The organism is Mesorhizobium sp. M0563, from assembly GCF_040321065.1.
In the GTDB taxonomy this organism is placed as follows: Bacteria; Pseudomonadota; Alphaproteobacteria; order Rhizobiales; family Rhizobiaceae; genus Mesorhizobium.
Genome location: NZ_JAMYQV010000006.1, coordinates 164,234 through 189,963 on the forward strand (window position 1 = coordinate 164,234; position 25,730 = coordinate 189,963).

Genomic DNA, 25,730 nt, shown 5'->3' on the forward strand with positions numbered 1-25,730 from the left:
ACAATAGGAAGACGGGGTTAAGATGACTTTAAGGAATGAATCGGGATTTCACAGTTTTCGGAGCGCCACTTCCTCGACCAGATGATTGGCGCCCTTGCGCAGGATGAGATCGGCGCGGGCGCGGGTCGGCAATATATTCTCGCGCAAGTTCTTCAGGTTGATGTTGGTCCACAGGCCCTCGGCGATGGCGCGGGCCGCATCCTCGGAAAGTTGCGAATAGCGGTGGAAGAAGGAGGCTGGGTCGCGGAAGGCGGTTTCGCGCAGCCGCATGAAGCGGGCGATATACCAGTGATGGATAAGCGCCTCCTCGGCATCGATATAGATGGCGAAGTCGAAGAAATCTGACAGGAAAGGCACGATCTTGCCGTCCTTCGGCAGCTTGCCAGGTTGCAGGACATTGATGCCCTCGAAGATCAGGATGTCCGGCCTGTCGATGGTCTGGAACTCGCCCGGGATAACGTCATAGGTCAGGTGCGAATAGACCGGCGCGCGGACGTTGCGCTGCGCCGATTTGATGCCGGACAGGAAACGCAGCAGCGCGCCGACGTCGTAGCTGTCGGGAAAGCCCTTGCGCTCCATCAGATTGTTGCGGCGCAGGACTTCGTTCGGCAGCAGGAAACCGTCGGTGGTGACCAGATCGACCTTGGGACTCGACGGCCAGCGCGCCAGCAGCTCCTTTAGCACGCGCGCCGTGGTCGATTTGCCAACCGCCACGGAACCGGCAATGCCGATGATGAACGGTGTCTTGGCCACGTCCAGCGCGTTGAAAAAAACCTGGCGTTGCCTGAACAGGAGTTGACTGGCTTCGACATGGGCCGACAACAGCCGCGACATCGAAAGGTAGATGCGCTCGACCTCGTGGAGATCGACCGGATCGTTCAGCGACCGCAGACGACGGACCTCGTCCTCGGTGAGCGTCATCGGCGTATCGGCGCGGAACCGCGACCATTGCTCCGCCGAGAAGAACCGATAGGGTGAATACTTCTCGGTAGGAGCGAGCTGGTCCATCGAGTTCCTCCGCAGCGATCAGCCCCGGTCCAGCCGAGACGCCTTTTCGGCGATGCCCGAACGACCGGTGCGGCGTTCAAGCTCGTTGAGCACATCGCTCAGCGGAATGTCCGCTATGCCGAGAACGACAAGCCAATGATAGATGAGATCGGCGCTTTCCGAAACAAGCGCGTCCCGGTCGGCGCTGACGGCTGCGATCACCGTTTCGACCGCCTCTTCGCCGAGTTTCTGCGCTGCCTTGCTCATGCCGCGCTGAAAGAGCTTGGCCGTCCACGAATCCGGATCGCCGGAACGTGCGCGTTCGCCAATGATCTTCTCCAGATCGGAGAGTGAGAACTCGGTCATAACGGCGTTTACAGCCTCTTCTTAGCCGGAAAGGCTCTAGGACCGATTACCCGGCGAGTCCAGCCGCATCGGCAGTCCGGCCTGAGCCATATGCATCTTGGCTTCGGCGATGCTGTAGGTGCCGAAATGGAAGATCGAGGCTGCCAGCACCGCGCCCGCATGGCCGTCGCGAATGCCTTCGACCATGTGATCGAGCGTGCCGACGCCACCGGAAGCGATGACCGGCACGCGTACGGCGTCGGCGACCGCGCGGGTAAGCGCTATGTCGTAGCCGGCCTTGGTGCCGTCGCGGTCCATCGACGTCAACAGGATCTCGCCGGCGCCGAGATCGACGATCCGCCGAGCGAACTCGACGGCATCGATGCCGGTCTTCTCGCGGCCGCCATGGGTGAAGATCTCCCAGCGATCAGCCTCGCCCGCAGCGGACACTTTCTTGGCGTCGATGGCGACGACGATGCACTGGTTGCCAAACTTGTCGGCAGCCTCGGCGACAAAATTTGGGGTTTTCACCGCCGCCGTATTGATCGACACCTTGTCGGCGCCGGCCAGAAGCAGCTTCCTGATGTCGGCGACCTGGCGGACGCCACCACCGACAGTCAGCGGCATGAAACATTGTTCGGCCGTTCGGGTAATGACATCGAAGATGGTCTCGCGGTTTTCCGACGAGGCAGTGATGTCGAGAAAGCAGAGCTCGTCGGCGCCGGCCGCGTCATAGGCTTTTGCCGCTTCGACGGGATCGCCGGCATCGACCAGGTCGACGAAATTGACGCCCTTGACGACGCGACCGTTCTTGACGTCGAGACAGGGGATGACGCGGGCTTTCAGCATCAGATCCTCTCGATCGCCGCAAGAAAGTCGACAAGCAGCTGGCCGACGACGGACGGAACCTCGGACTGGGAATCAAAGGCCGGATCGTAGGCCGAGAGCGTCACGCCCACGATCGGGATGGATCTGGCCAGCCCGCAGGCAAGCTGCCGCAGCTGTTCCGGACTCGGACCGCCCGGATGCGTGTAGCGGTTCACCTGCAGCACATCCGGATCGAGGACATCCAGGTCCAGATGCAGATGTCCCCGAACAGCCCCTGCCGCTGTGAGCTTTCCCACCATATCGAGCGCACCGGCACATTCGGCGCGCACGATCGGCAAAGTTTCCAGCAGGCGCTTTTCGTCGGGATCGAGGTCGCGGGCATCGACCAGCATGCAGTGCGCCGGGTCCATCGGCCGGAATCCCGGAATTGCTGCCGCCATCGGACGCCAGCAGAGCCCGAGTGTCGCCGCCAGCGCCATGCCGTCGAGAAAGCCGTAGGCGGACGTCTCTGGCGTGTTGAGATCGCCATGCTGATCGATCCAGATAATCGAATCCGCGTCTTCACCGGCAACCGCACCGGCGGCGGTCAGGCAATTTCCAGCAAGGACAATGGGGAAGCCTCCTCCGTCGCGGGCGAGGCCGACCTTGGCCGCGACGGCGTTGCAGACGGCGAAGCCGGTTGCGATTTCGCGCCCCTGCTCGTCTCCCACCTTGCCGATATCTTCGACGGCGACGTCATGGCCGGCCACGGTCAGAGCTTCGACGAGCCCACCGCCGATGATGGCGTCCGGCCCCTGGCCGCACCCTTCATGATGGTGCCCGCTGTCATAGGGGGCGAGGATAATCGAGACTTTCATGATGACGCCCCTGCCATCGGTTTGCCACGCAGGATCGCCAGTGCCTCGGCCGGGTCGATGCGGCCGTCGTAGAGCGCGCGGCCGGAGATCGCGCCTTCGAGCTTCCGCGCATCGGGCATGGTCATGCGCACAATGTCGGCGATCGAGGCGAGCCCGCCCGAGGCGATGACCGGGATCGAAACCGCCTCGGCGAGATCGATGGTGGCGTCCCAGTTGATGCCGGTCAGCACCCCGTCTCGATCAATGTCGGTGTAGATGATGGCAGCAACGCCGGCGCCCTCGAATTTCCTCGCCAGTTCGATGACGCCGAGGCTCGAGGCCTCCGCCCAGCCTTCGACCGCGACCTTGCCGCCCTTGGCGTCGATGCCGACGGCGATCTTGCCCGGGAATGCCTTGCAAGCCTGCCTGACCAGATCCGGATCGCGCACCGCCACAGTGCCAAGAATGACGCGGGCCAGCCCACGGTCGAGCCAGTCCTCGATCTGCGCCAGAGTGCGGATGCCGCCGCCGAGCTGCACCGGGTTGTTCGTCGCCTTGAGGATGGCGCCGACTGCCGCGCTGTTGACGCTCTGGCCCTTGAAGGCGCCGTTGAGGTCGACGACGTGCAGCCATTCGAAGCCCTGCTCTTCGAAGGCGCGCGCCTGAGCGGCGGGATCGTCATTGTAGACCGTCGCGGTCGCCATGTCGCCATGCTTGAGGCGCACGCATTTGCCGTCCTTGAGGTCTATCGCCGGAAACAGGATCACCTTCAGGCGCCTTCGACGATGACAAAGTGGCCGGTCGAGCCGGCGAGCCTGTAGTTCAAGGCCTCCTGGTATTCAGGCGAGCCGTAGCAGGCGATCGCCGTCTCGTAGGATTCGAATTCCACCAGCACGTGGCGATTGCCTGTCGGCCCTTCCGGGCTGGTATACTGTCCGGCGCGCACGGGAAACTTCGCGCCGTATTTCGCAAAAGCCGCGGCATTGGCCTCGATGTACTGCTTGTAGACCTCGGGGTCGCGGACATCGACCATCGCCATCCAATAGCCCTTCTTGCTCATGACCTAGGGCCTCCATTGCAGGAAGTTGGTGATCAAAGCGAGGCCGAGCGCCTGGCTCTTCTCGGGGTGGAATTGCGTTCCGGCGAGATTGCCGCGGGCGACAGCGGCCGTCACCGGGCCACCGTAGTCGGCGACCGCCAGCACCTCGTCCTCCTTCCGTGCATCGAGATGGTAGGAGTGGACGAAGTAGGCGTGCAGCCCCTTCCCGCCCGTCGCAATGCCGGAAAACAGCGGATGCTTGCGCTTCAGGTCAATCGTGTTCCAGCCGATCTGCGGGATCTTCAGTGTCGGATCGGCCGGCGTGATCTCCTTGACGTCGCCGGCGATCCAGCCAAACCCTTTCGTAACCGTTTTCTCCAAGCCTCGCTCCGACATCAGCTGCATGCCGACGCAGATGCCTAGGAACGGCCGTCCCTTGACGATCGCGACCTCCTCGACCGCTTCCCACATGCCGGCCACAGCGCGCAGTCCAGCGGCGCAATCGGCATAGGCGCCAACGCCGGGCAGGACGATGCGGTCGGCGGTCCTGACCCGCTCGGCATCGGCTGTGAGTTCAATCGCGGCGGCAATGCCGGCTTCATGAGCGGCACGCTCGAGGGCCTTGGTGGCCGAGCGCAGATTGCCCGACCCGTAATCGATGATCGCGACCCGCATCTCAGCGCCTTCCCGGAATATGGGTCAGCCCCAGTGCCATGCCCATCGGCGTCGGCCGGGCAAGTGCTGCGTCCGGGACGATGCGCTGTGCGGGGGACCGTGCATTCGAATCCGCATCGGTTTCCAACGCGTAGCGAATGTCGGCATCGTCGAGCCTGTCGGCCTCGACGACACCCCATTCACGCCAGCCACGGCGGCGCAGTGCTGCGATCCGCAGGGCCTGCCCTTCCAGTCCGACAAAGAGCATGACAAGGAGGGACAAAAGCGAGCCTGCGCTTTCCAGGCCCAGGCTTTCGCCCAGCATCGAAAGCAGGCCCATGGCGACAAAGGCCAATGCCGCCTCGACCCACAGCCGGTGCCAGGCCAGCCACAGCGGCGGCAATAGGAAGCCGAGCCAGGCAAAGCCGTCACGGACAAAGGTGGTGTCCACCCTTTCGCTGCGGCCTGGCGGTTCCATCGCGACATAGATGGCCATGGCGCTACCCTTTCAGGGATCCCTTGGTGGAGGGAACCGCGTCCGGCTGGCGCGGGTCGCGCTCGAGCGCCGAACGCAGCGCACGCGCCACGGCCTTGAAGCAGGTCTCGGCAATGTGGTGGTTGTTGGCGCCGTAATGATTGGTGACATGCAGCGTGATGCCGGCATTCTGCGCCAGCGCGTGGAAGAATTCGCGCACCAGCTCGGTGTCGAACGTACCGATCTTCGGCGATGAGAACGAAACATTCCAGACCAGAAAAGGCCGGCCGGAGACGTCGATCGCCGCCCGCGTCAGCGTCTCGTCCATGGCGAGATCGATCGAAGCATAGCGCATGATGCCGCGCCGCTCGCCCAATGCCTTGGCCAGCGCCTGCCCAAGCGCGATACCAGTATCCTCGACCGTGTGGTGGTCGTCTATGTGCAGGTCGCCCTTGGCCTTCACCGTCATGTCGATCAGCGAATGGCGCGATAACTGGTCCAGCATATGGTCGAAGAAGCCGACGCCCGTCGAAATGTCGGATTTGCCCGAGCCGTCGACCTGAACCGACACGGAGATGTCGGTTTCCTTGGTCTTGCGGCTTATCTCGGCGGAACGGGGCACCATGACCTCATCCTTGTCTCAGATTTGCACGATTCAGGCGTTCACATGCCTGAAAACGAAAGCCTTCTAGCAGCATGATCCGGCGATTGCCAGTTACCGCTGCGGAGCACTATCCGGCCCGGTGGATGGCCGGTTTGCAATCGTCTGGCCTATGCATACATATGGCCGATCAAGTCACTCGTAACGCGCCAATCGCCTTGATGGGATCGGTGCTGACCGGAGCAGAAAATGTCTAATGAACTGACCATGCATGCCACGACCATCCTAACCGTGCGCAAGGGCGGCAAAGTGGTGATCGCCGGCGACGGCCAGGTCAGCCTCGGCCAGACCATCATGAAGGGCAACGCCAAGAAGGTGCGCCGCATCGGCAAGGGCGGCAACGTCATTGCCGGCTTCGCCGGCGCCACCGCCGATGCCTTCACGCTGCTGGAGCGGCTCGAAGCCAAGCTCGAACAATATCCCGACCAGCTGACACGCGCCTGCGTCGAGCTCGCCAAGGACTGGCGCACCGACCGCTATTTGCGCCGGCTGGAAGCAATGATGCTGGTGGCCGACAGGTCGGTGTCGCTGGCGCTGACCGGCACCGGCGACGTGCTGGAGCCCGAATTTGGCGTGATGGCCATCGGCTCCGGCGGCAACTACGCGCTGGCCGCGGCCCGCGCCCTGATGGATACCGATAAGGACGCCGAGGAGATCGCCCGCAAGGCGATGCAGATCGCGTCCGACATTTGCGTCTACACCAACAACAGCTTCGTCGTCGAAACCCTCGATGCCGCCTGAGCGGAGCCTCCGCTACGGTTTTCGGCCGGTGACCGAGAGGGACCTGCCGATGATCGCCGGCTGGCTTGCCGAGCCGCATGTCGCCGAATGGTGGAACGACCCAGAGACCGAGATCGCGGAGATCCGCGAGCATATCAACAGCATTTCGGTCGAGCCGCTGATTATCGAGCTCGACGGCAAACCCATCGGCTATTTGCAGAGCTACGATCCGCATCTGGAGGACGGTCATCCCTATAGCGACCAGCCGTTCGGCACGCTCGGCATCGATCTGTCGATCGGCGTGCCGGAGCTTGTCGGGACCGGCCACGGCTCGGCGATCGTCCGGCAGTTCGTCGAGCAGCTTTTCGAGGAAGGTGCGCCGCGCGTCATCATCGACCCGGACCCGGCCAATGCACGGGCTATCCGTGCCTATGAAAAAGCCGGTTTCAGGGCTATCGATCGCAGGAAGTCGGAATATGGCGATGCCGTGCTGATGGCGATTGATGCCCCAGAGGGTGATGCCGAACAGGGTGACGCAGAAGAGGGGCAATAGCAGCATGAGCGTATCCAGCGACAAAACCGTCTCGGCCTACGAAGACAGTTGGCGAATGGGGCTTCTGTTGGTTCTCGGTCTGGTCATATTCCAGGCAGGGGTCCTCTACGGCATGGGGCGGACGCCGATTTGCACCTGCGGCTACGTCAAGCTGTGGCACGGCATCGTGCAGAGCTCCGAGAATTCCCAGCATATCTCCGACTGGTACAGCTTCTCGCACATCATTCACGGCTTCCTGTTCTATGCGCTGGCGTGGTTTCTTTTCCCGCGCTCGCCGATCGGGCTCAGGCTGGCCTTTGCGGTGGTGATAGAGGGCGGCTGGGAGCTGCTCGAGAACAGCCCTTTCATCATCGATCGCTATCGCGCCGGCACGATCTCGCTCGACTATTATGGCGACAGCGTCATCAATTCGGTGTCGGACACGCTGGCCATGGTGCTGGGGTTTGTCATGGCGCGAAGGCTTCCTATATGGGTGATCGTAACCCTCGCCCTCATCTTCGAATTCGGTGTCGGCTATCTCATCCGGGACAATCTGACACTCAACGTGATCATGCTGCTGCATCCGTTCGAGTCCATTCGGCAGTGGCAAAGTGGAATTTAGTGACATGAGCACCTTCTCTCCCCGCGAAATCGTTTCGGAACTCGACCGCTTCATCATCGGCCAGAAAGACGCCAAGCGTGCCGTGGCGATTGCCTTGCGCAACCGCTGGCGCCGCCAGCAGCTCGAGGGCCAGATGCGTGAAGAGGTGATGCCGAAGAACATCCTGATGATCGGCCCGACCGGTGTCGGCAAGACCGAGATTTCTCGCCGCTTGGCGCGCCTTGCCGGTGCGCCTTTCGTCAAGGTCGAAGCCACCAAGTTTACGGAGGTCGGCTATGTCGGCCGCGATGTCGAGCAGATCATCCGCGATCTGGTCGAGATCGCCATCGGGCTGGTGCGCGAGAAGATGCGTGAGGACGTCGAGGCGCGTGCCCACATCAACGCCGAGGAAAGGGTGCTTGAAGCGCTCGTCGGCAAGACGGCGAGTCCGGCCACCCGTGACAGTTTCCGCAAGAAGCTGCGCGACGGCGAGCTTGACGACAAGGAGATCGAGATCGAAGTGGCCGATACCGGCAATGGCGGCATGCCCGGCTTCGAGATCCCCGGCATGCCGGGCGCCAATATCGGCGTGCTCAACATCAACGACATGCTGTCGAAAGCGATGGGCGGCAAGAAAACCAAGATGCGCAAGACGACCGTTAAAGAGTCCTACGGGCTGTTGATCAGCGACGAGTCCGACAAGTTGCTCGACCAGGACGAGGTGGTGCGCAGGGCACTCGAATCGACCGAGAATGACGGCATTGTCTTCCTCGACGAGATCGACAAGATCGCCTCGCGCGAAGGCGGCATCGGTGCCGGTGTTTCGCGCGAGGGCGTGCAGCGCGACCTGCTGCCGCTGGTCGAAGGCACCACGGTTGCGACCAAATACGGACCGGTGAAGACCGACCACATCCTGTTCATCGCTTCAGGTGCGTTCCACGTCGCCAAGCCATCCGACTTGCTGCCGGAATTGCAGGGCCGCCTGCCGATCCGTGTCGAGCTGCGGGCGCTGGAGAAGGACGATTTCGTCCGCATCCTCACCGAGACCGAAGCCAGCCTGATCAAGCAGTATATCGCACTGATGAAGACCGAGGGAGTCGACCTGGTCTTCACCGATGACGCGATCGACTCGTTGGCCGGCATCGCTGTTGACCTCAACGCCAGCGTCGAGAACATCGGCGCCAGGCGGCTGCAGACGGTGATGGAACGGGTGCTGGACGAGATCTCCTATGACGCACCGGACCGCAACGGCACCTCCGTGACCGTCGATGCCGCCTATGTGGAGAAGCATGTCGGCGACCTCTCCAGAAACACGGATTTGTCGCGTTTCATCCTGTAGGAGACGCTTCATCCTCAAAGAGGCCGGGGAATTGCTCCCGGTCTCCGCCAAATTCAGCCCGGCATTTCCGATGTGTGGCCAAATGGAAGCATCCGGCGAGCTTTCGTCCCGTCGGGTGCAGGCGTCTCTCGACTCCCGTTGGAGCATTACCTAGTTTGCCCGGCGACTATTTGGGCGGCGGCGCATGAAAAAACTGATCCTCGTCATTCTCGGGCTGACGCTGGCGGCAGCCATGTTCGCCGCGCAAGCGGCAACCATGGTGCCGCCCGGCAACCGCAACACCGAGCAGCCCGACATACCGGGCGCATCCAGCCGGCGCACCCAGGCGACCAACACCACCTTCCAGGCGAAATACCGCAAAGTGTTTGCGCTGCTCCAGAACGATGCCGAGCTGCGTGGCAAGATCATGCAGGCAGCCGCGGCCTATGGCATCGACCCGATGCATATCGTCGGCGCCATCGTCGGCGAGCACACCTACAATGTCGATGCCTACGACCGGCTGCAGACCTACTACGTCAAGGCGATCTCGTATCTGTCGAGCAAACTCTCCTTCGCCTATGAAGGCGAAGACATCACCGATTTCGTGCAACGGCCGCAATTTGCCAAGTGCGCGGGCAAATCGGACAGTTACGAACTCTGGGAATGCCGCGAGCAGGTGTGGAACCGGTCGTTCCGCGGCAAGACCGTCAACGGCGAGAGCTTTCCCAACGACCGCTTCGGCGCGACTTTCTTCCAGCCCTATTATGCCGGCCAGACTTTTGGTCTTGGCCAGCTCAATCCGCTGACGGCACTGCAGATGAGCGATCTCGTGCACAAGGTTTCCGGCCTGCCGGAGCTCGACGTCGGCGACCCGAACGCGGTCTACAAGACCATCATGGATCCTGACCTGACACTGCCTTATGTCGCGGCAACGATCCGGAAGTCGATCGACGCCTATAAAAGCATTGCCGGCTTCGACATCTCAGGCAATCCCGGCATCACGTCGACCCTCTACAATGTCGGCAATCCGGAACAGCGTGCCTATGCGCTGAAGGCGGAGAACGACAAGCGCCGCGCTGCGGGCGAGCCGGAAAAGCTGCCTGAGGAAAATTACTATGGCTGGCTAGTCAACGACAAATTGCCGGAGCTGAAGGCGCTGTTTTAGCAGTGAAGGTCTGCGGTGGAGCCTGCGCCAGGAAATCGCCTATCTGCTTGAACTCTGTGGCTTCGAACCCGTCGATCTTTTCAAGGGATCGCCCCCGGCTGGGGAACAACTTTTGGATCGCGCGCGCGATCTGATGGGCAGCAAGGGGCGGATATTGTTGAAAAAAGTCCGGCGCATCCCTAAGCGAACGCCGCCAGCAGAATCCCATTTCCTTTGTCAGATCTCTTGCGGAATCTGGATCCGCAATAGGTCTCCCTTCGGTTGCCCACTAAGAGAGGTAACGGGATGCATAAGCGTATGCGAAGTTGGGGCAAAGGAGTGCAGATGAGTGATCCGCTTAGGTCCATTGATCGGCCCGGTCTAGGGCGTGCAACGATGAGCTACCAGCCGGCCGAGAATGATTTGTTGAGCGAGGTGCTGCGCGATCTACGCCTTGCCCATGCGAGATATGGCCGCAGCGAGTTGACGGCGCCCTGGGGCATCGCCGTGCCGTTCAGGGAGGGTGTACGTTTTCATGCGATGCTCGAGGGTCATTGCTGGATACAAGCCAAGGGCTTGCCGCCGCTGCTGCTCGAAAACGGCGATGTGCTTCTTCTTCCCCACGGAACAGAGCACACTATGTCCGATCGGCCAAAACGGCGAACCTTGCCGCTCGCCGATGTCAAACCAGCGTTGATCGGGAACGGAACTTACGAGTTGAAGTCTGGCGGCGGCGGCGCGCGATCGTTGATCGCATGCTGTACGATCGGCTTTGAGGGCCCGACAGCAAATCCGCTGCTGGAACTGCTACCTTCTGTGATGCACATCCGGCATGCCGAGCATGGCGATACTGACCTACCAAGCCTCATTGCGATGATGGCGCGCGAGGCTGAAGGGCAAAGAATCGGCTCGGCAACGATAATGGCGCGCCTTGCCGATATTGTCATGACGCAAGTAATCAGAACCTGGGTCGAGACATGTTCCGACGATCTGACTGGTTGGCTGGCGGCCGTGCAGGATCCACAAATCGGGTCGGCGCTTGCAAGAATCCATCGCTCCCCTGGGGAAGACTGGCCAGTCGATCGCCTGGCTGCATTGTCCGGGCTGTCGCGATCGAGGTTCTCGCAGCGGTTCAAGAGCCTGTTGTCGGTATCCCCCGCCCGCTATCTCCTGCAATGGAGGCTTCGGCTGGCGGCATCCTGGTTGCGTAACGGATATATGTCGCAGTCACAGATCGCATCGGAGTTGGGATATGAGTCCGATGCGTCCTTCAGCAGGGCGTTCAAACGCTTCATGGGTGTCTCACCCGGCGCTATCCGAGATTCAGGGCTGCGTGTGAGCGGAACAGAATCCTGATCGGGTTCATGCGAGGCTGTTTCGACCAGCCGCAGATACGCTCCTGTTGCGACCGCGTGTAATACGGAAAATACGCGCGACAAACGGTCAAATATTCAGTCGTTTCTGCCATAGCAACGCCATACCAGCATCTGCCAATTTCAATGGCCGCAACCACTTCGGTCGGCCGTTCCGGCAGGAGTACCACATGGCGCTGACGTTGCCTGATCTTCCTCGACCAACCGCTGGCGAAGACACGCCCTATTGCGTTATCGCTAAGCATCGCGCCACTCCCGGCCAAGGCTCCGCGCTTGTCGCCCGTATGCTTAAAGATCTCCAAGCGACGAGATCGGAAGCCAGCTGTCTTCAATTCCACATCCATCGAGATCGGACCGACCCCGATCTCATCGTTATCTACGAGGTCTGGCGCAGTATCGATGCACTCAAGAGCCACTTCGGCGAAGCCTATGTCCAGAGCTTCGTCGTAGATGCTGGTGAGCTCGAACCGGGCGACATGGAGACGCAGTGGCTGGAGATGCTGAGTCCGTATGCCAGCGGCAGAGATCCAGGATGAACGGTGACGAGCAGTCTCTTTCGAATCAGCGTGTCGTGATCGTCGGCGGGACAAGCGGCATGGGCATGGGTGCGGCCCGCGCAGCCTGTCAAGCAGGCGCCGACGTCATTGCGCTCGGGCGGCGCCCTTCAGCGAGAATGGTTGCAGAGCAAAGGGTCCACGGTTCGATCACGTTCCAGTCGCTGGACATGACCGATGATACAGCGGTCGAGCAAATGTTCGAAACACTAGGGACGCTCGACCACCTTCTCATCACCGCGACCCCGCCGAGTCCGGGAGGTCCCTTCCTCTCCCAGACGATGGCCAACGCGCAGGCCGTTCTGCACGGCAAGCTCTTGGGCAGTTGGTCTTGCGCGCGGCACGCAGCGCCTAGGATGCCGAAAGGTGGTTCGATCACATTCACGACCGGTGGCTTGGTGACCAAGCCTCGCATGGGCGCATCGATGATGATGGTCGCCTTTGCTGGTCTGGAGGCGCTGACGCGAGCCCTTGCGCTCGAACTCGGTCCGATCCGCGTCAACACAATCCGACCAGGCGTCATAGACAGCGAAATGTGGGCCGGCATGCCGCAGGCGAAGCGCGCGGCGTTTTTCGCGCCGGTGCGTCAGCGCTTCCCGGCAGGACGCGTCGGAAAAATCGACGATATCGGCAAGGCCGCACTTTTCCTGATGGCCAATGACTTCGTGACCGGCGCCGTTATCGAAGTTTCCGGTGGTGAAACGCTGGTCAGCATCGAATGACGGAGAGGTATGAGATGAGTATCCACGAGTTCACCCGACAAAATTCGCAACGATTGCCCCAACTGAGCGCGTCATAGCAATTCCCGGGCGAGCGATGAGCTGGAGATAAAGTATGATCAAGACACTACACGTTGCCCTATTCGTCGTTGCGTTCGTCCTCCCCATTCCTTTCGGCGCATTGGCTCAAGGCAGCTCGGCTGCAGCCGAGCCCCCGACCCAGTCGGAGTTGCCGAATTGGCTTCGCCGTGGATTGCCGGGCCCGGGGCATGAGGTCCTGGCGCCAATGATCGGCACCTGGCGCGTCCAGATGAGCTTCTACGGCACACTCGGCCGTAGCCCCGATCAGCCGCCGCTCGTGACGGACGATCTCATTAGCCATCGTCAGTGGTTGGCGGGCGGCCGTTACATCGAAGACATAATGGAGGGAACGCTGGATGGAGCGCCGGTCTGGCGCAAAGGATGGCTCGGCTACAGCATCATGGACGGACGTTACGAGTGGGTCACGATCGATCCTGTCAACACAACCATGATGTATTTTAAAGGCGTCCCTAATTCGGGGGATCAAAGGCCGATCAGCATGTCCGGCACCTTTACCGACCAGGGCGTGGCGGGCGAAGAAACAGTCGGCAAGCAGGTCGGCATGCGCACTGTAATCAAAATCGAGAACAACGATCGCCACATCATTGAGCTCTATTTCACGCGTCCCGGACAGCAAGAAACACTGGCAACGCGCGCCGTCTATACGCGACTGAAGGCGTGAGCGATCGCTCAAGGGTGGCTCGGACGTTGTAAGTAGCTTGCGCGGGTTCCATCGCTCGGCCGGGATATGCCGGGAAGGTCGAGTTCAGTTCCGACGATCTCAAAGCGTCCAGTTCGGCGCCTGGAACTGCTTTGAAAGACGACCGGACGCTGAGCGCCCGGCAAGTCAGAGATCGGACTCTGAACGAAGCGCGTTCTCGGAGCTGAGATGAGGATCAGTCCAGCGAACATTGCCCCGAGCAGGCACACCTCTCCGACTTCTGCGCCGATCGCGGTGGAGAGACCGGCCATCGCTAGCTCCTCTATCAACTCGCTCAGCCGGACGACAGGCTGGCAGTCGAAGCAGGCTGGTTCTATCGACGGCGGCCGCCTTGCCACGGCCTGCCAATGCGGGATCGATTCCGGCATCGCGTAGCTGGCGGTCGCTAAGTTGAGCCAGCTCACGCCGTTGCGCTGCGGCCCTAAGGGATCGGGCGATGACCAGGTGCATAACACGGAGAACACACTGGACTGGAGGCGTCATGATAGCCTCTTTTCACAGAGCCCCGGCCGTATACGGGCAGGGCGGCGGGCTGTGGTCAGCCCGTCTACTGAGGAGAGAGGGTCGCGCTGCGATTTCAGAAGGAGGAAATTCGGTTACATCTGAAACTCGGTTGGCTGGAAGGGGTCGTCTCGGCCGTGACGGCAAGCGCTTAGCTGACATCTGGGATCGAGATCGGATCATTCGCCTCATGGCAACCTTTCGGCGCAAAGTCGCGCGAACGACCCCGTTCCAACCCTCATGAGACGTTTCCATCGCGGGCAGGAACGACCGCTCAGGGTCGTCTCCCGCCATCAGGTGCAGGATTGTCACCACCAGAACGGCAAGCGCTCCGCAAGTTCTTTCAAATGGCTCTGGAACCCGCGCTGGCTCATGTCGCCAGCAGCGACTTCAGCTTGATCGTTTGCGAGCCTAGCGCTTCCGGCGCCGGCTTTGCCCTTTTCGCGATCAGCATCTCGGCCAGCCTTATGTCGCGGGCGACCGCGTTGCCGGGGCCGATGCCACTTGCCGCAACCAGCCTGCCGTCCTCGGCGAGATGGAACAGGATGAAGGCGCCGTCGCCGAGCTCGCGACGCACAATGCTGCGGCCTTCGTCCGACAGGCCGGCGATCTGCAAGGTCAGGCCGTACTGATCCGACCAGAACCATGGCACCGCCGCGTGGGCCTCGCCGGCGCCAAGCATGTTCCTGGCCGCAAGCGCGCCCTGCTCCTGCGCATTGCGCCAGGCTTCCAGCCGCACTCGCCGGCCGCCATAGATGGCGAGCGGAAACGAGCAGCAATCGCCGGCGGCAAAGATGTCGGGGTCGCTGGTGCGAAGCTCGGCGTCGACGGCGATACCATTGTCAATCGTCAGCCCTGCCTCCGCGGCAAGTCCGGTCACCGGCACGGCGCCGATGCCGATCACGGCAAGATCGGCGACAATGTCGTGTCCACCGGCAAGCACGATGCGCACTTCGGCGCCGTCATCGGCAATGGCGTCGATGCCCTCGCCGCACAGGATTTTTACGCCTTCGGCTTCATGCGCCTGATGGATAACCTGCGCGATCTCGGCCGGCACGCCGCGCATCAGAATGCGCGGCTGCGCCTCGATAACGGCAACAGTGGCGCCGAGCCTGCGTGCCGCCGTGGCGAGCTCGAGACCGATGAAGCCGCCGCCGATGATGGCGACGCGATTTCCGGCGCTGAGATGAGCGCGAATGGCCAGTGCGTCGTTGAAGGTCCGCAGATAGACGCAGCGCCCGCCAAGGCCCGGAATGGGCAGCTTGCGCGGCAGCGACCCTGTCGCCAGCAGGAGCTTGTCGTAGGCCAGGACCGAGCCGTCCGACAGGCGCACGACATGCGCCACGCGGTCGATCGCCATCGCCTGAACCGAATGGATATGCCTGATCGATCTTTCGGCCAGGACCGCCTCACTGGCGATCGCCTTGATCAGGGGCGCGTCGGCGACCATCGCGTCTTTCGACAGCGGTGGCCGCTCATAGGGCAGATGCGGCTCGTCGCCGACCAACGTCACCGGGCCATCATAGCCGAGCTCGCGCAGCGCAAGGGCGGCGCGCCCGCCGCATTCGCCGGCGCCAATGATGACCATTCCCTTCGTCATCATCAACCGATCCGGACAAGGACTTTGCCGGCGTCGACTTTGACCGGATAGGTCCTGAGATCGACGCAGACCGGCGCGCCCCTGGCAGCCCCAGTCTTGTAATTGAAGCGGCCATTATGCTTCGGGCATTCGATGATATCGTCCATCACCAGCCCGTCGGCCAGATGCACCTTCTCATGCGTGCAAAGCCCGTCGGTGGCGAAATACCCGTCCTCGGGGCTGCGGTAGATGGCGAAGGTGCGACCGCCATGGTCGAACCGCATCACATCCTCTTCGTCGATGTCCTCGGCGTCACAAGCCTCGACCCAGTCGCTCATTTGCGCCTTCCCCGATTCTTGGTGCCCCGGCGTAGGCTTGTCATTCAGCAGCCACCGCAACAGCAGCGTTATCGTTGTGGAAATCCTCGCGATAGGGCCTCGCCGTCGGCGGCAGTTCGCGCTTGATGAAATAATCCTCATTGCGCAGCTGGCGCAGGAAAGCCGGTATCATCTCGCGATAGCCGGCCAGGATGGACGGTGTCGGCGCCGGCAGATCGTGCTTGATCAGCTCATGCAGCCTGGGCAGCGCATGGTAGGGCACCATGGGGAACATGTGATGCTCGACGTGGTAGTTCATGTTCCAGTAGATGAAACGGCTTATCGGGTTCATGTAGACGGTGCGGCTGTTCAGCCGGTGATCGGTGACGTTTTCAGCCAGGCCGCCATGCTGCAGCAGGCCGACCATGACATGATGCCAGGCACCGTAAAGCCTGGGCAGCCCGACCAGCATCAGCGGCAGGAACGAGCCGGTAAGAAGCGCCAGCGCGACCGTCGCGGCATAGATCGCCGTCCAGATGCGAGCAATGCGGATTGCCTTCGGCTGCTCCTGGTCGGGAATGAAGGTTCTTTCGGCCGGACTGATGATGCCGGCCGCATTGCGCAGCATGTCGCTCATCGCATGCCAGGCATCGAGAATGCCGACGAAATTGAGCACGACGCGCAGCAGATCGGGCGGGCGCATGACCGAGATCTCCGGATCGCGGCCGACGATGATGGTATCGGTATGGTGGCGCGTGTGGCTCCAGCGCCAGGTCACCGGGTTGCGCATGATCATGAAGCAGGCGATCTGATAGACCACGTCGTTCATCCACTGCGTCCTGAAGGCGGTGCCGTGGCCGCATTCGTGCCAGCGTGAATCGGTGGAGGAACCGTAGAGGACGCCATAGACGAAGAAGAACGGCACGCACCACCAGCTGCCCCAGAACAAGGCGGCGCCCGCGCCGCTGAGGATCATGGCGCCGAGCCAGATGATGGTATCGCGGATCGCCGGGCCGTCGGAGCGCTGCATCAGCTCCTTCATCTGCTTGCGCGGCACGTCGGTGTGATACCACTCGGCCGCCGCCAGCCCGCTCTCGACGGCAAGCTTCGCGTCGCGGCCGACCAGGCTGTAGTCGCGTTGGGACGCTGCTGCTGAGGTTGTGTTCCCGGTTTGGAGTCCAATATCCACCATGGCGGAGGCCTCGATCATATTCGGTCAGTGTTCAAAATAACGCCGAGCGCTGATAGACTCAATATCACAAAGATAGTTTCTATCATTTTCCATCAGAATGGTCTAAAAGAGTCGGATAGTTGGAGCGAGGCAGCGATGGCGAAACGGCCGACGATCACCGACCTGGCACGCATTTCGGGGGTCAGCGTTGCCACCGTCGACCGGGTGCTGAACAACCGCTTGCCGGTGCGCGAGGAAACCGCGCGCCGCGTCTATGACGCCGCGACCAGCATCGGCTATCACGCGGCCGGATTGATCAAGCAGCGGATGCGCCATGAATTGCCGGAGTATCGCCTCGGATTTCTGCTGTTGCGGCGGGAAGACGTCTTCTACAGCGAATTTGCCCGCGAACTTGAACTGGCAGTATCGCAGTCGCCGCGCTTTCGAGGCGTGGCGACCATCGACTTCGCCGATTCGCTGGCGCCGGATGAGATCGTCGAGCGGATGCGCAAGCTGGCCGCCAAATCCAGGGCCGTCGCCTTGGTCGGGCCTGATCACCCGACGCTGACGGTGGCCGTCGAGGCGCTCAAAGCCAACGGCGTACCGGTGTTCTCCCTGCTTTCCGACTTTGCGTCCGGCATTCGCGAGGGCTATGTCGGCCTCGACAATCGCAAGGTTGGCCGCACCGCTGCCTGGATGATCTCGAAGGCCGCGAAGAGACCTGGCAAGGTCGCCCTCTTCGTCGGCAGCCATCGCTTCCACGGCCACGAGCTTCGCGAGATCGGTTTTCGCTCCTTTTTTCGCGAGCAAGCGCCGGAATTCACTCTCCTTGAGACGTTGGTCAATCTGGAAGCGAACCAGATCACGCATGATGCAATGATCGAGCTTCTGGCCCGCCACCCCGATCTTGCCGGCTGCTATGTCGCCGGTGGCGGCATGGAAGGCGCGATCTCGGCGCTGAGGGAGGCAAAGCCGGCAGAGATGCCAGCGGTCGTCTGCAACGAGATCACGCCTGACTCCCGCGCGGCGCTGGCGGATAATTTCCTGACGATGGTGATCTCGACGCCTCTGGCAGCGCTTTGCCGCGAGCTTGTCGGGCTGATGGCGCATGCCATCGAGACCGGCGCCGCGAATGCGCCGGGTCAGACCTTTCTGCCCTTCGACATTTATCTGCCGGAAAACATCTGACGTCGCGGTCATTGGCGGCAGACATGATGTAATCTATCAGAACGCTTTCAGGCCTGGCTTGCCTGAGCGTTCGTCTAAAAGAGCTCGAAATGCCGAAAATCCATTCCTCATGGCGAAATCTCGCTTGACGCCCACGCGAAATGGAATAAATATTTCACCAACTGAGCATTTTGGTTCTTTCGTTCCGGAAGAATCTGTTTCAGGCAAATGCCTTCCGGAACTAAAATGGCAATCGGGAGAGAATTCCCTGCGAGATCGGGGATTCCGGGTAGATCGGTGCAGCCGGACACCAATGTGGAGGAGAAATAAAATGAAAAAACTGCTTTTGGGCGTCGCGTTCGCGGCGCTGATGAGTTCGTCCGCCTTTGCTGCCAAGATCGGCGTGTCGATGGCGTTGTTCGACGACAATTTTCTCACCGTGCTGCGCAACGGCATGATCGAGCAGGCCAAGGGCATGGACGGCGTCGAGCTGCAGGTGGAGGACGCGCAGAACGACGTCGCCAAGCAGCTCGACCAGATCAAGAACTTCGCCGCCTCGGGCGTCGACGCAATCATCGTCAACCCGGTCGACACCTCGGCCACCCAAGCGATGTCGGACGCAGCCGCCGCTGCCAAAATTCCGCTGGTCTATGTCAATCGCGAGCCGGTCAACGTCGACACGCTGCCGGACAACCAGGCTTTCGTCGCCTCGAACGAAGCCGATTCCGGCACGCTCGAGACCAAGGAGGTCTGCCGCCTGTTCAAGGAAGCCGGCAAGAAAGAGGCCAATGTCTATGTGATCATGGGCGAGCTGTCGAACCAGGCCGCGGTGCAGCGCACCAAGGACATCGATGATGTGATTGCCACGCCGGAGTGCAGCTTCATCAAGATCATCGACAAGCAGACGTCGAACTGGAAGCGCGAAGAAGCGCAGAACCTAATGACCAACTGGCTGTCGACCGGCAAGCCGTTCGACGGCGTCATCGCCAACAATGACGAGAGCGCCATCGGCGCCATCCAGGCGATGAAGGCCGCCAACATCGACATGAAGTCGGTTGTCGTCGGTGGAGTCGACGCTACCCAGGACGCGCTTGCGGCGATGCAGGCGGGCGATCTCGATGCGACGGTGTTCCAGGACGCGGCCGGCCAGGGTGCTGGCGCGCTTGATGCTGCGCTCAAGCTGGCGAAGGGCGAGAAGGTCGAGCACAAGGTCTACATCCCGTTCCAGCTGGTCACGCCGGCAAATATCGACAAGTTCCTGAAGAAGAACTGAGGCGGACCTGTCCGATACGGAGCGGCGCGCCAAAGTAAAACAGCGCCGCTCCGCTTTTTCCCTCTCGGCCTGAACAGCGCCGAGTGGAGACCGTGGCTGACGGAGGAAGCACGATTGGCACAGACATCTCACGGCGTCGGCGGGCTCAGCTATGATGCGAAGCGGCGCGCATGGCCGGCCGAATTCAACGTCTTCCTGGCGCTCGTCATCCTCGTCGGCGCTTTCGAACTGATCGGCCGGGTTTTCCTGGGCGACAGCTTCCTTTTCAATACCCGCGACAATATCGACGCAATCTTCAACGAGGCGCGCCTGCAGATCATTATCCTGCAGGTGTCGATCGTCGGCATCATTGCCATCGGCGTCACGCAGGTGATCATTACCGGCGGCATCGATCTGTCCTCCGGTTCGATCGTCGGCGCCACGGCGATGATAGCCATGAGCTTCGCCCAGGTGGCGACGGTAAACGGCAACCCGAACCCCAAGGCGATGTTCATTGCCCAGGGCTGGACCGACCTGCCGGTGATCGTGCCGGTGCTCGTCGCAATCGGCTGCGGCCTGCTGGCCGGCCTGGTCAACGGTGCCTTGATCGCCTACACGCGCATCCCGCCGTTCATCGCCACGCTCGGTATGATGGTCACCGCGCGCGGCATCGCCAAATGGTGGTCGAAGGGGCAGCCGATCTCGTTTCCAACCGAGAGTTTCGCCGCCATCGGCAAGGGGCTGATGCCGGTCATCATTTTCATATCGTTGGCGGTGCTGTTCCAGCTGATCCTGAGCTACACCAAATATGGCAAGCACTGTTATGCAATCGGCTCCAATGAGGATGCCGCGCGCATGTCCGGCATCAACATCGCCAACCACAAGATCCTCGTCTACGTCATTGCCGGCATCCTTGCCGCGCTCGCCGCCGTGGTGTTGAGCTCCAAGAATCTCACTGCCCAGGCCGGCATGGGTGTGATGTATGAGCTCGATGCGATCGCCATGGCGGTCATCGGTGGCGTGTCGCTGTCGGGCGGCCGCGGCTCGATCATCGGGACGGTGATCGGCTCGCTGATTTTCGGCGTCATCATCTCCGGCTTCACCTTTCTGCGCCTCGACGCCTATTATCAGGAGATGGTCAAGGGCGTGATCATCGTCGGCGCAGTCGTTCTCGACCAATGGCGCCAACGCCTGCGGGCAATGAGGGCTTGATCATGTCGGACATCGTCCTGAAAACCGAAAACCTGACCAAGTATTATGGCGGCGTCCATGCGCTGGAGAGCGCCAACTTCGAACTGCGCAAGGGCGAGCATGTCGCCATCATGGGCGACAATGGCGCCGGCAAATCGACTTTCGTACGCCAGATCACCGGGGTCGAGCAGCGCACCAGCGGCAAGATGTGGTTCGACGGCAAGGAAGTGAATTTCGCCGGGCCGATCGAAGCCCGCGAGGCGGGCATCGAGACGGTGTTCCAGAACCTGGCGCTCGCCGACGACCTCGACGTGCCGTCGAACCTGTTCCTCGGCCGTGAAAGAGTGCTGTTCAATCTTGGGCCCTTCTCGATCCTCGACCGCAAGTTCATGCGCAAGGCAACCGAAGCAGCCCTGGTCCGCACAGCGGTCAAGATCCCCAACCTTTCCAACACCATCCGCCACATGTCGGGCGGCCAGCGCCAGTGCGTGGCGATTGCCAGAACCGCGACCTTTGCTTCCAAGCTCATCATCATGGACGAGCCGACGGCGGCGCTCGGCGTGCAGGAGACGATGCAGGTCGAAAACATCATCCGCACGCTGAAGGAAAATGGCGAGCCGCTGATCCTGATCTCTCACAACATGCGTCAGGTGTTCGATCTGGTCGACCGCATCGTCGTTTTCCGGCGCGGCCGCATCGTCGCCAATTTGCGCAAGCAAGATACCGATGGCAACGATATCGTCTCCTACATCACCGGCGCCAAGACCGGGCAGGCGGAACTTGCGGCGTAAGGCCAACGTCGTGTTACGGGGGCTGACACGCCTTCTCTTTCCAACCATTCTCAAAGGAAATTCTTCATGCTTCGCTTTGCTCTTCTCGGTGCCGGCCGTATCGGCAAGGTCCACGCCCGTGCGGTGGGCTCCAACCCGCAGGCCAGGCTGGTTGCGGTTGCCGACGCCTTCGAGAAGGCGGCGACCGATTTGGCCTCTGCCTATGGCGCCGAAGTGCGCAGCATCGATGCCATCGAAACTGCCAGCGATATCGATGCGGTCGTCATCTGCACGCCGACCGACACCCATGCCGATCTGATCGAACGCTTCGCCAGGGCGGGCAAGGCGATCTTCTGCGAGAAGCCGATCGATCTCGACGCCGGCAGGGTGGAACAATGCCTGGCCGTCGTCGACAAGGCCGGCGCCACCCTGATGGTCGGCTTCAACCGCCGCTTCGATCCGCATTTTGCCGCCGTGCGCAAGGCGATCGACGACGGTGCGATTGGCACAGTCGAAATGGTGACCATCACCTCGCGCGATCCCGGTCCACCGCCGCTCGACTATATCGGCCGCTCGGGCGGCATCTTCCGCGACATGACCATCCATGATTTCGACATGGCGCGCTTCCTGCTCGGCGAGGAGCCGGTGGCGGTCAGCGCGCACGCTTCGGTGCTGGTCGACAAAAAGATCGGCGAGGCCGGCGACTTCGACAGCGTCAGCGTCATCCTCGAAACTGCCTCCGGCAAGCAATGCGTCATCTCCAACTCGCGCCGAGCCACCTATGGCTACGACCAACGCATCGAGGTGCATGGCTCGAAAGGCATGATTGCGGCCGAGAACCAGCGGCCGGTGTCGATCGAACTCGCCAATGAGAAAGGCTATACGCGGCCGCCGCTGCACGATTTCTTCATGACTCGTTATCTCGACGCTTATGCCAACGAGATCGCTGCCTTCATCGCGGCAGCGACGTCAGGCAAGAAGGCGGCGCCGAGCGGCAAGGACGGGCTGGTGGCGCTCAGGCTGGCAGATGCGGCGCTGAAATCGGCCAAGGAAGGCAAGACCGTCCGCCTCGACAAAACAATCTGACTATCAAGCACAGGAGCAAGGCGATGAACGGTTCAGCCGGTCGCAATTCCGAAACACGCGCCATCGTCACCGGCGGCGCACAAGGCATCGGCTTTGCCGTCGCCGAAGCGCTGGCCGATGAGGGCTGCCGGGCGCTAGCGCTGATCGGCCGCTCGAAGGAGAAGGGCGACAAGGCTGTCGCCATCCTCAAGGGGGCAGGCGTCGATGCCATCTTCATCAGCGCCGATGTCGCCAAAGTCGCCGACTGCAAGCGTGCGGTCGAAACGGCGATTGGCCATTGCGGCACCGTCAACGCGCTGGTCAACGCCGCCGCCACCTCGGCTCGCGGCTCACTGGTCGAGACCTCAGAGGATCTATTCGACCAGATATTCCAGACCAATGTGCGCGGCCCGTTTTTTCTGATGCAGGGCGTGGTGGCGCATCTGCTGGCGCGCCAGGCACCGGGCTCGATCGTCAACGTACTGTCGATGTCGGCGCATTGCGGCCAGTCGTTCCTGGCGCCCTATTCATCGAGCAAGGGAGCGCTGGCGACGCTGACCAAGAATGTCGCCAATGCCCATCGCGGCAATCGCATCCGCTGCAACGCGGTGCTGCCCGGCTGGATGGACACCGAGGGCGAGGCAATCGTGCAGAAGAAATGGCATGACGCGCCGGACGACTGGCTTGAAAAAGCCGAGGCCGCGCAGCCGATGGGCCAATTGGTGAAGCCGGCGCAACTTGCCCGATTGATCAGCTATATGATCAGCCCGCAGTCCGGCGTCATGACCGGGTCGCTGGTCGACTACGACCAGAGCATCGCGGGGGCGTCACCGGAATAGGATCAGCCGTGTAGCCTTGCGTCAGAAGCAGTTTGCCATGAGTGGCCGAGATGCCCAAAATATCAAAGCCGGCATAATCGATTCCGATCGACCTCACTCAGGCACACGGGCTCTGAAACCCTCTCCTCCCTGTTGCCGCCGTATCGCCATTCCCATATAGTCAAGATAGTCAAGATAGTCAGAATGGTCATGGGAGGTCGAAATGCCGTCTGCGCCCAGAGAGGATACTAACTGGACGGTCGCTGGGGCAAAGGCCCGGCTCTCGGAGGTTATCGAGCGCGCGCAATCTTCGCCGCAGACGATCACCAGAAACGGTAAGCCAAGCGTGGTTGTCGTCTCGGCCGAGGAATGGCAGCGGAAGACCGCGCGCAAGGGTACGCTTGCGGAGTTCCTGCTGGAGTCGCCGCTGCGCGGCGCCGATCTCAACCTTGAGCGCCAGCGCGACGAACCGCGTGATCTGCCGCTGTGAGGCTTCTGCTCGATACGAATGTCCTGTCCGAGGTGACAAGGCCGGCGCCGGATGTGCGCGTTCTGGACTGGCTGGGCGGGCTTGATGAGGACCGCTCATTCATTAGCGTCGTGTCGATCGCGGAGATCCGGCGCGGCGTCGCCCTCATGGACGAGGGCCGGAAACGCGAGGCACTGGCCGAATGGCTCGCACGGGACCTGCCGCAGCGCTTCGAGCAGAGAGTTCTTCCGGTGGACGAACCGGTTGCCTTGGCGTGGGGCGACCTGATGGGCCTTGCGAAGCGCCGCGGTCGCGGTCTGTCGTCGATGGACGGCCTGATTGCAGCCACGGCGATTGCGCAGGAACTCACCTTGGCAACGCGTAACACGAAGGATTTCGAAGACTTCGGAATTGAACTCGTCGATCCCTGGACTGCATGAACCCGCTCGGCGCTGCATTAGTAGCATCATCAGACACGTGACAATCGCCTCGGCTTCGACTATATGAGCCTCATGATCAACCTGACCGCCACCTATTGGTACTTTAGCAGCTCGCTGGCGGCGGAAGGATTGCGCTCGATCTGAAGATTGCAGCAGCAAGATCCGAACAGCCGCCAGACCTGGCGGCTTTTTTGTTTCAGCCGGCAGGTCTCCCAATCAGGAGCAGAAAGCCGTGTTGACCACCACAGACGATCTTCGGGTCAAGGAAATAAGGGAATTGAGTACGCCGGACGAGGTGATGCGGGAGATACCGCGCACACTGACGGCGACGCGGACCGTTGCCGCGTCACGCAATGCTATCCATGCCGTGCTGACCGGCACCGACGACCGGCTGGTGATCGTCGTCGGCCCCTGTTCGATCCACGACCCGGCCGCTGCCGTAGACTATGCCAGCCGCTTGGCATCGCTGCGAGAGAGCCTGTCGGACCGGCTGGAGATCGTGATGCGGGTGTATTTCGAGAAGCCGCGCACGACGGTCGGCTGGAAGGGCCTGATCAACGATCCCGACCTGGACGGCAGCTTCAACATCGACAAGGGGCTGCGGATGGCCCGCAACGTGCTCGCCGCCGTCAACAATCTCGGCCTGCCGGCGGCGACCGAATTCCTCGACATGGCCACCCCGCAATATATCGCCGACCTCGTCGCCTGGGGCGCGATCGGCGCGCGCACGACCGAGAGCCAGATCCATCGCGAACTGGCATCGGGCCTGTCCTGCCCGGTCGGCTTCAAGAACGGCACTGACGGCAATCTGCGGATCGCCGCCGAGGCGGTGAAATCGGCCGCCCAACCGCATCATTTCATGGCGGTGACGAAGGGCGGACGCAGCGCCATCGCGACGACCACCGGCAACGAGGACTGCCACGTCATCCTGCGCGGCGGCATTCAGCCCAATTATGACGCAACAAGCGTCGCGGCTGCCTGCGCGGAACTCGGCCGGATCGGCGTGGCGCCGCGGCTGATGATCGATGTCAGCCACGCCAACAGCAGCAAGAAGCCGGAAAACCAGCCAGGGGTGGCGGCTGACGTGGCTGGCCAGGTCGCGGCAGGCGACGAGCGCATCATCGGCGTCATGATCGAGAGCAACCTCGTCGCCGGCCGGCAGGACGTCGTGCCGGGCAAGCCGCTCGTCTATGGCCAGAGCATCACCGATGGCTGCATCGACTGGGCAGCCACCGAGACGGTGCTTCACGGCCTTGCCGACGCCGTCGAGCGGCGCCGGTCGGTGCGCCGAAGCATGATATCAAGCCGTTCAGGCGCCGCCTGAGCACTTCTCCTTCTCCCCTTGTGGGAGAAGGTGGATCGGCGCGCAGCGCCGAGCCGGATGAGGGGTGCTGGAAGAAAC

General features: G+C 61.8%; 31 protein-coding genes. 18 read left to right on the top strand and 13 right to left on the bottom strand.

Translation table 11 applies throughout. From position 1 onward, the window contains the following. Positions 1–48 precede the first annotated feature (48 nt). From coaA to hisB, 9 genes are read right to left on the bottom strand one after another with little or no spacing between them, the layout of a single operon-like run. Entirely contained in the window at positions 49–1,008 is a 960-nt protein-coding gene (coaA, locus tag NKI50_RS10970; protein WP_023718269.1) for a type I pantothenate kinase, read from the bottom strand. A gap of 18 nt (positions 1,009–1,026) precedes the next feature. Next, positions 1,027–1,353: a phosphoribosyl-ATP diphosphatase gene (locus NKI50_RS10975; protein WP_254815934.1), complete on the bottom strand. Its 327-nt coding sequence runs from the start codon at positions 1,351–1,353 to the stop codon at positions 1,027–1,029. A 36-nt stretch (positions 1,354–1,389) separates the two neighbouring features. Next, on the bottom strand, positions 1,390–2,184 hold the full coding sequence (hisF, locus tag NKI50_RS10980; protein WP_023718267.1) for an imidazole glycerol phosphate synthase subunit HisF: 795 nt from the start codon (positions 2,182–2,184) through the stop codon (positions 1,390–1,392). Next, entirely contained in the window at positions 2,181–3,017 is an 837-nt protein-coding gene (locus NKI50_RS10985; protein WP_023718266.1) for an arginase family protein, read from the bottom strand. Before NKI50_RS10985 ends, hisF begins: the two co-directional genes overlap by 4 nt. After that, positions 3,014–3,763: a 1-(5-phosphoribosyl)-5-[(5-phosphoribosylamino)methylideneamino]imidazole-4-carboxamide isomerase gene (gene hisA / locus NKI50_RS10990; RefSeq protein WP_023718265.1), complete on the bottom strand. Its 750-nt coding sequence runs from the start codon at positions 3,761–3,763 to the stop codon at positions 3,014–3,016. Before hisA ends, NKI50_RS10985 begins: the two co-directional genes overlap by 4 nt. 2 nt (positions 3,764–3,765) lie before the next feature. Beyond that, positions 3,766–4,056: a DUF1330 domain-containing protein gene (locus NKI50_RS10995; protein WP_352716511.1), complete on the bottom strand. Its 291-nt coding sequence runs from the start codon at positions 4,054–4,056 to the stop codon at positions 3,766–3,768. Between the two features lie 3 nt (positions 4,057–4,059). Beyond that, on the bottom strand, positions 4,060–4,710 hold the full coding sequence (hisH, locus tag NKI50_RS11000) for an imidazole glycerol phosphate synthase subunit HisH (RefSeq protein ID WP_023718263.1): 651 nt from the start codon (positions 4,708–4,710) through the stop codon (positions 4,060–4,062). 1 nt (position 4,711) lies between these two features. Further along, the gene (locus NKI50_RS11005; RefSeq protein WP_023718262.1) at positions 4,712–5,185 is read right to left on the bottom strand and encodes a DUF2628 domain-containing protein; all 474 of its coding nucleotides are present in this window, start codon (positions 5,183–5,185) and stop codon (positions 4,712–4,714) included. Positions 5,186–5,189: 4 nt separating this feature from the next. Further along, positions 5,190–5,789: an imidazoleglycerol-phosphate dehydratase HisB gene (gene hisB / locus NKI50_RS11010; RefSeq protein WP_023718261.1), complete on the bottom strand. Its 600-nt coding sequence runs from the start codon at positions 5,787–5,789 to the stop codon at positions 5,190–5,192. A gap of 225 nt (positions 5,790–6,014) precedes the next feature. On the opposite strand from hisB, the gene hslV reads away from it, so the two are divergent. The 9 genes from hslV to NKI50_RS11055 all read left to right on the top strand — a co-directional run bounded on the left by hslV (position 6,015) and on the right by NKI50_RS11055 (position 13,549). Then, entirely contained in the window at positions 6,015–6,566 is a 552-nt protein-coding gene (gene hslV / locus NKI50_RS11015) for an ATP-dependent protease subunit HslV (RefSeq protein ID WP_023718260.1), read from the top strand. Then, entirely contained in the window at positions 6,556–7,098 is a 543-nt protein-coding gene (locus tag NKI50_RS11020; protein ID WP_023718259.1) for a GNAT family N-acetyltransferase, read from the top strand. The genes hslV and NKI50_RS11020 overlap by 11 nt, the downstream gene beginning before the upstream one ends. A 4-nt stretch (positions 7,099–7,102) precedes the next feature. Next, positions 7,103–7,699: a DUF2585 domain-containing protein gene (locus tag NKI50_RS11025; protein ID WP_023718258.1), complete on the top strand. Its 597-nt coding sequence runs from the start codon at positions 7,103–7,105 to the stop codon at positions 7,697–7,699. Between the two features lie 4 nt (positions 7,700–7,703). Beyond that, complete coding sequence (gene hslU, locus NKI50_RS11030; protein WP_023718257.1) at positions 7,704–9,017, top strand: ATP-dependent protease ATPase subunit HslU; 1,314 nt, start codon at positions 7,704–7,706, stop codon at positions 9,015–9,017. 184 nt (positions 9,018–9,201) lie between these two features. Continuing rightward, positions 9,202–10,161, top strand: coding sequence for a DUF1402 family protein (locus tag NKI50_RS11035; protein WP_023718256.1), 960 nt, complete (start codon positions 9,202–9,204; stop codon positions 10,159–10,161). Between the two features lie 375 nt (positions 10,162–10,536). Continuing rightward, the gene (locus NKI50_RS11040; RefSeq protein ID WP_352716515.1) at positions 10,537–11,496 is read left to right on the top strand and encodes an AraC family transcriptional regulator; all 960 of its coding nucleotides are present in this window, start codon (positions 10,537–10,539) and stop codon (positions 11,494–11,496) included. A gap of 187 nt (positions 11,497–11,683) precedes the next feature. Further along, positions 11,684–12,049 (top strand): putative quinol monooxygenase, encoded by a 366-nt coding sequence (locus tag NKI50_RS11045; RefSeq protein ID WP_023718254.1) that lies wholly within the window; start codon positions 11,684–11,686, stop codon positions 12,047–12,049. Beyond that, positions 12,046–12,789 (top strand): SDR family oxidoreductase, encoded by a 744-nt coding sequence (locus NKI50_RS11050; protein ID WP_352716517.1) that lies wholly within the window; start codon positions 12,046–12,048, stop codon positions 12,787–12,789. The genes NKI50_RS11045 and NKI50_RS11050 overlap by 4 nt, the downstream gene beginning before the upstream one ends. A gap of 112 nt (positions 12,790–12,901) precedes the next feature. Next, positions 12,902–13,549, top strand: a complete 648-nt coding sequence (locus NKI50_RS11055) for a DUF1579 family protein (protein WP_352495258.1) — start codon at positions 12,902–12,904, stop codon at positions 13,547–13,549. A gap of 165 nt (positions 13,550–13,714) precedes the next feature. Here the strand turns inward: NKI50_RS11055 and NKI50_RS11060 are convergent, their stop codons facing one another. The 4 genes from NKI50_RS11060 to NKI50_RS11075 form a co-directional block, all read right to left on the bottom strand. Then, complete coding sequence (locus NKI50_RS11060; protein ID WP_352716519.1) at positions 13,715–14,071, bottom strand: YjiS-like domain-containing protein; 357 nt, start codon at positions 14,069–14,071, stop codon at positions 13,715–13,717. Between the two features lie 388 nt (positions 14,072–14,459). Continuing rightward, positions 14,460–15,689, bottom strand: coding sequence for an NAD(P)/FAD-dependent oxidoreductase (locus NKI50_RS11065; RefSeq protein ID WP_023718251.1), 1,230 nt, complete (start codon positions 15,687–15,689; stop codon positions 14,460–14,462). 2 nt (positions 15,690–15,691) lie between these two features. Beyond that, positions 15,692–16,006 carry a MocE family 2Fe-2S type ferredoxin gene (locus tag NKI50_RS11070; RefSeq protein WP_023718250.1) on the bottom strand — a complete coding sequence of 105 codons (315 nt, stop codon included), beginning with the start codon at positions 16,004–16,006 and terminating at the stop codon, positions 15,692–15,694. 40 nt (positions 16,007–16,046) lie between these two features. Beyond that, the gene (locus NKI50_RS11075; RefSeq protein ID WP_051409640.1) at positions 16,047–17,177 is read right to left on the bottom strand and encodes a fatty acid desaturase family protein; all 1,131 of its coding nucleotides are present in this window, start codon (positions 17,175–17,177) and stop codon (positions 16,047–16,049) included. A 135-nt stretch (positions 17,178–17,312) separates the two neighbouring features. On the opposite strand from NKI50_RS11075, the gene NKI50_RS11080 reads away from it, so the two are divergent. The 9 genes from NKI50_RS11080 to NKI50_RS11120 all read left to right on the top strand — a co-directional run bounded on the left by NKI50_RS11080 (position 17,313) and on the right by NKI50_RS11120 (position 25,652). Beyond that, positions 17,313–18,344, top strand: coding sequence for a LacI family DNA-binding transcriptional regulator (locus NKI50_RS11080; protein ID WP_023718248.1), 1,032 nt, complete (start codon positions 17,313–17,315; stop codon positions 18,342–18,344). Positions 18,345–18,654: 310 nt separating this feature from the next. Then, positions 18,655–19,596: a sugar ABC transporter substrate-binding protein gene (locus tag NKI50_RS11085; RefSeq protein ID WP_352490485.1), complete on the top strand. Its 942-nt coding sequence runs from the start codon at positions 18,655–18,657 to the stop codon at positions 19,594–19,596. 114 nt (positions 19,597–19,710) lie between these two features. Further along, positions 19,711–20,787, top strand: a complete 1,077-nt coding sequence (locus NKI50_RS11090) for an ABC transporter permease (protein ID WP_352495260.1) — start codon at positions 19,711–19,713, stop codon at positions 20,785–20,787. Between the two features lie 2 nt (positions 20,788–20,789). Further along, positions 20,790–21,557, top strand: coding sequence for an ATP-binding cassette domain-containing protein (locus NKI50_RS11095; protein WP_352716521.1), 768 nt, complete (start codon positions 20,790–20,792; stop codon positions 21,555–21,557). A 66-nt stretch (positions 21,558–21,623) separates the two neighbouring features. After that, complete coding sequence (iolG, locus tag NKI50_RS11100) at positions 21,624–22,622, top strand: inositol 2-dehydrogenase (protein ID WP_023718244.1); 999 nt, start codon at positions 21,624–21,626, stop codon at positions 22,620–22,622. Positions 22,623–22,645: 23 nt separating this feature from the next. Further along, complete coding sequence (locus tag NKI50_RS11105) at positions 22,646–23,440, top strand: SDR family oxidoreductase (RefSeq protein WP_023718243.1); 795 nt, start codon at positions 22,646–22,648, stop codon at positions 23,438–23,440. A gap of 202 nt (positions 23,441–23,642) precedes the next feature. Next, positions 23,643–23,909 (top strand): type II toxin-antitoxin system Phd/YefM family antitoxin, encoded by a 267-nt coding sequence (locus NKI50_RS11110; protein WP_023718242.1) that lies wholly within the window; start codon positions 23,643–23,645, stop codon positions 23,907–23,909. Then, positions 23,906–24,328, top strand: coding sequence for a type II toxin-antitoxin system VapC family toxin (locus NKI50_RS11115; protein ID WP_352591239.1), 423 nt, complete (start codon positions 23,906–23,908; stop codon positions 24,326–24,328). Before NKI50_RS11110 ends, NKI50_RS11115 begins: the two co-directional genes overlap by 4 nt. Positions 24,329–24,560: 232 nt before the next feature. Further along, positions 24,561–25,652 (top strand): 3-deoxy-7-phosphoheptulonate synthase, encoded by a 1,092-nt coding sequence (locus NKI50_RS11120; RefSeq protein ID WP_352716524.1) that lies wholly within the window; start codon positions 24,561–24,563, stop codon positions 25,650–25,652. Positions 25,653–25,730 lie beyond the last annotated feature (78 nt).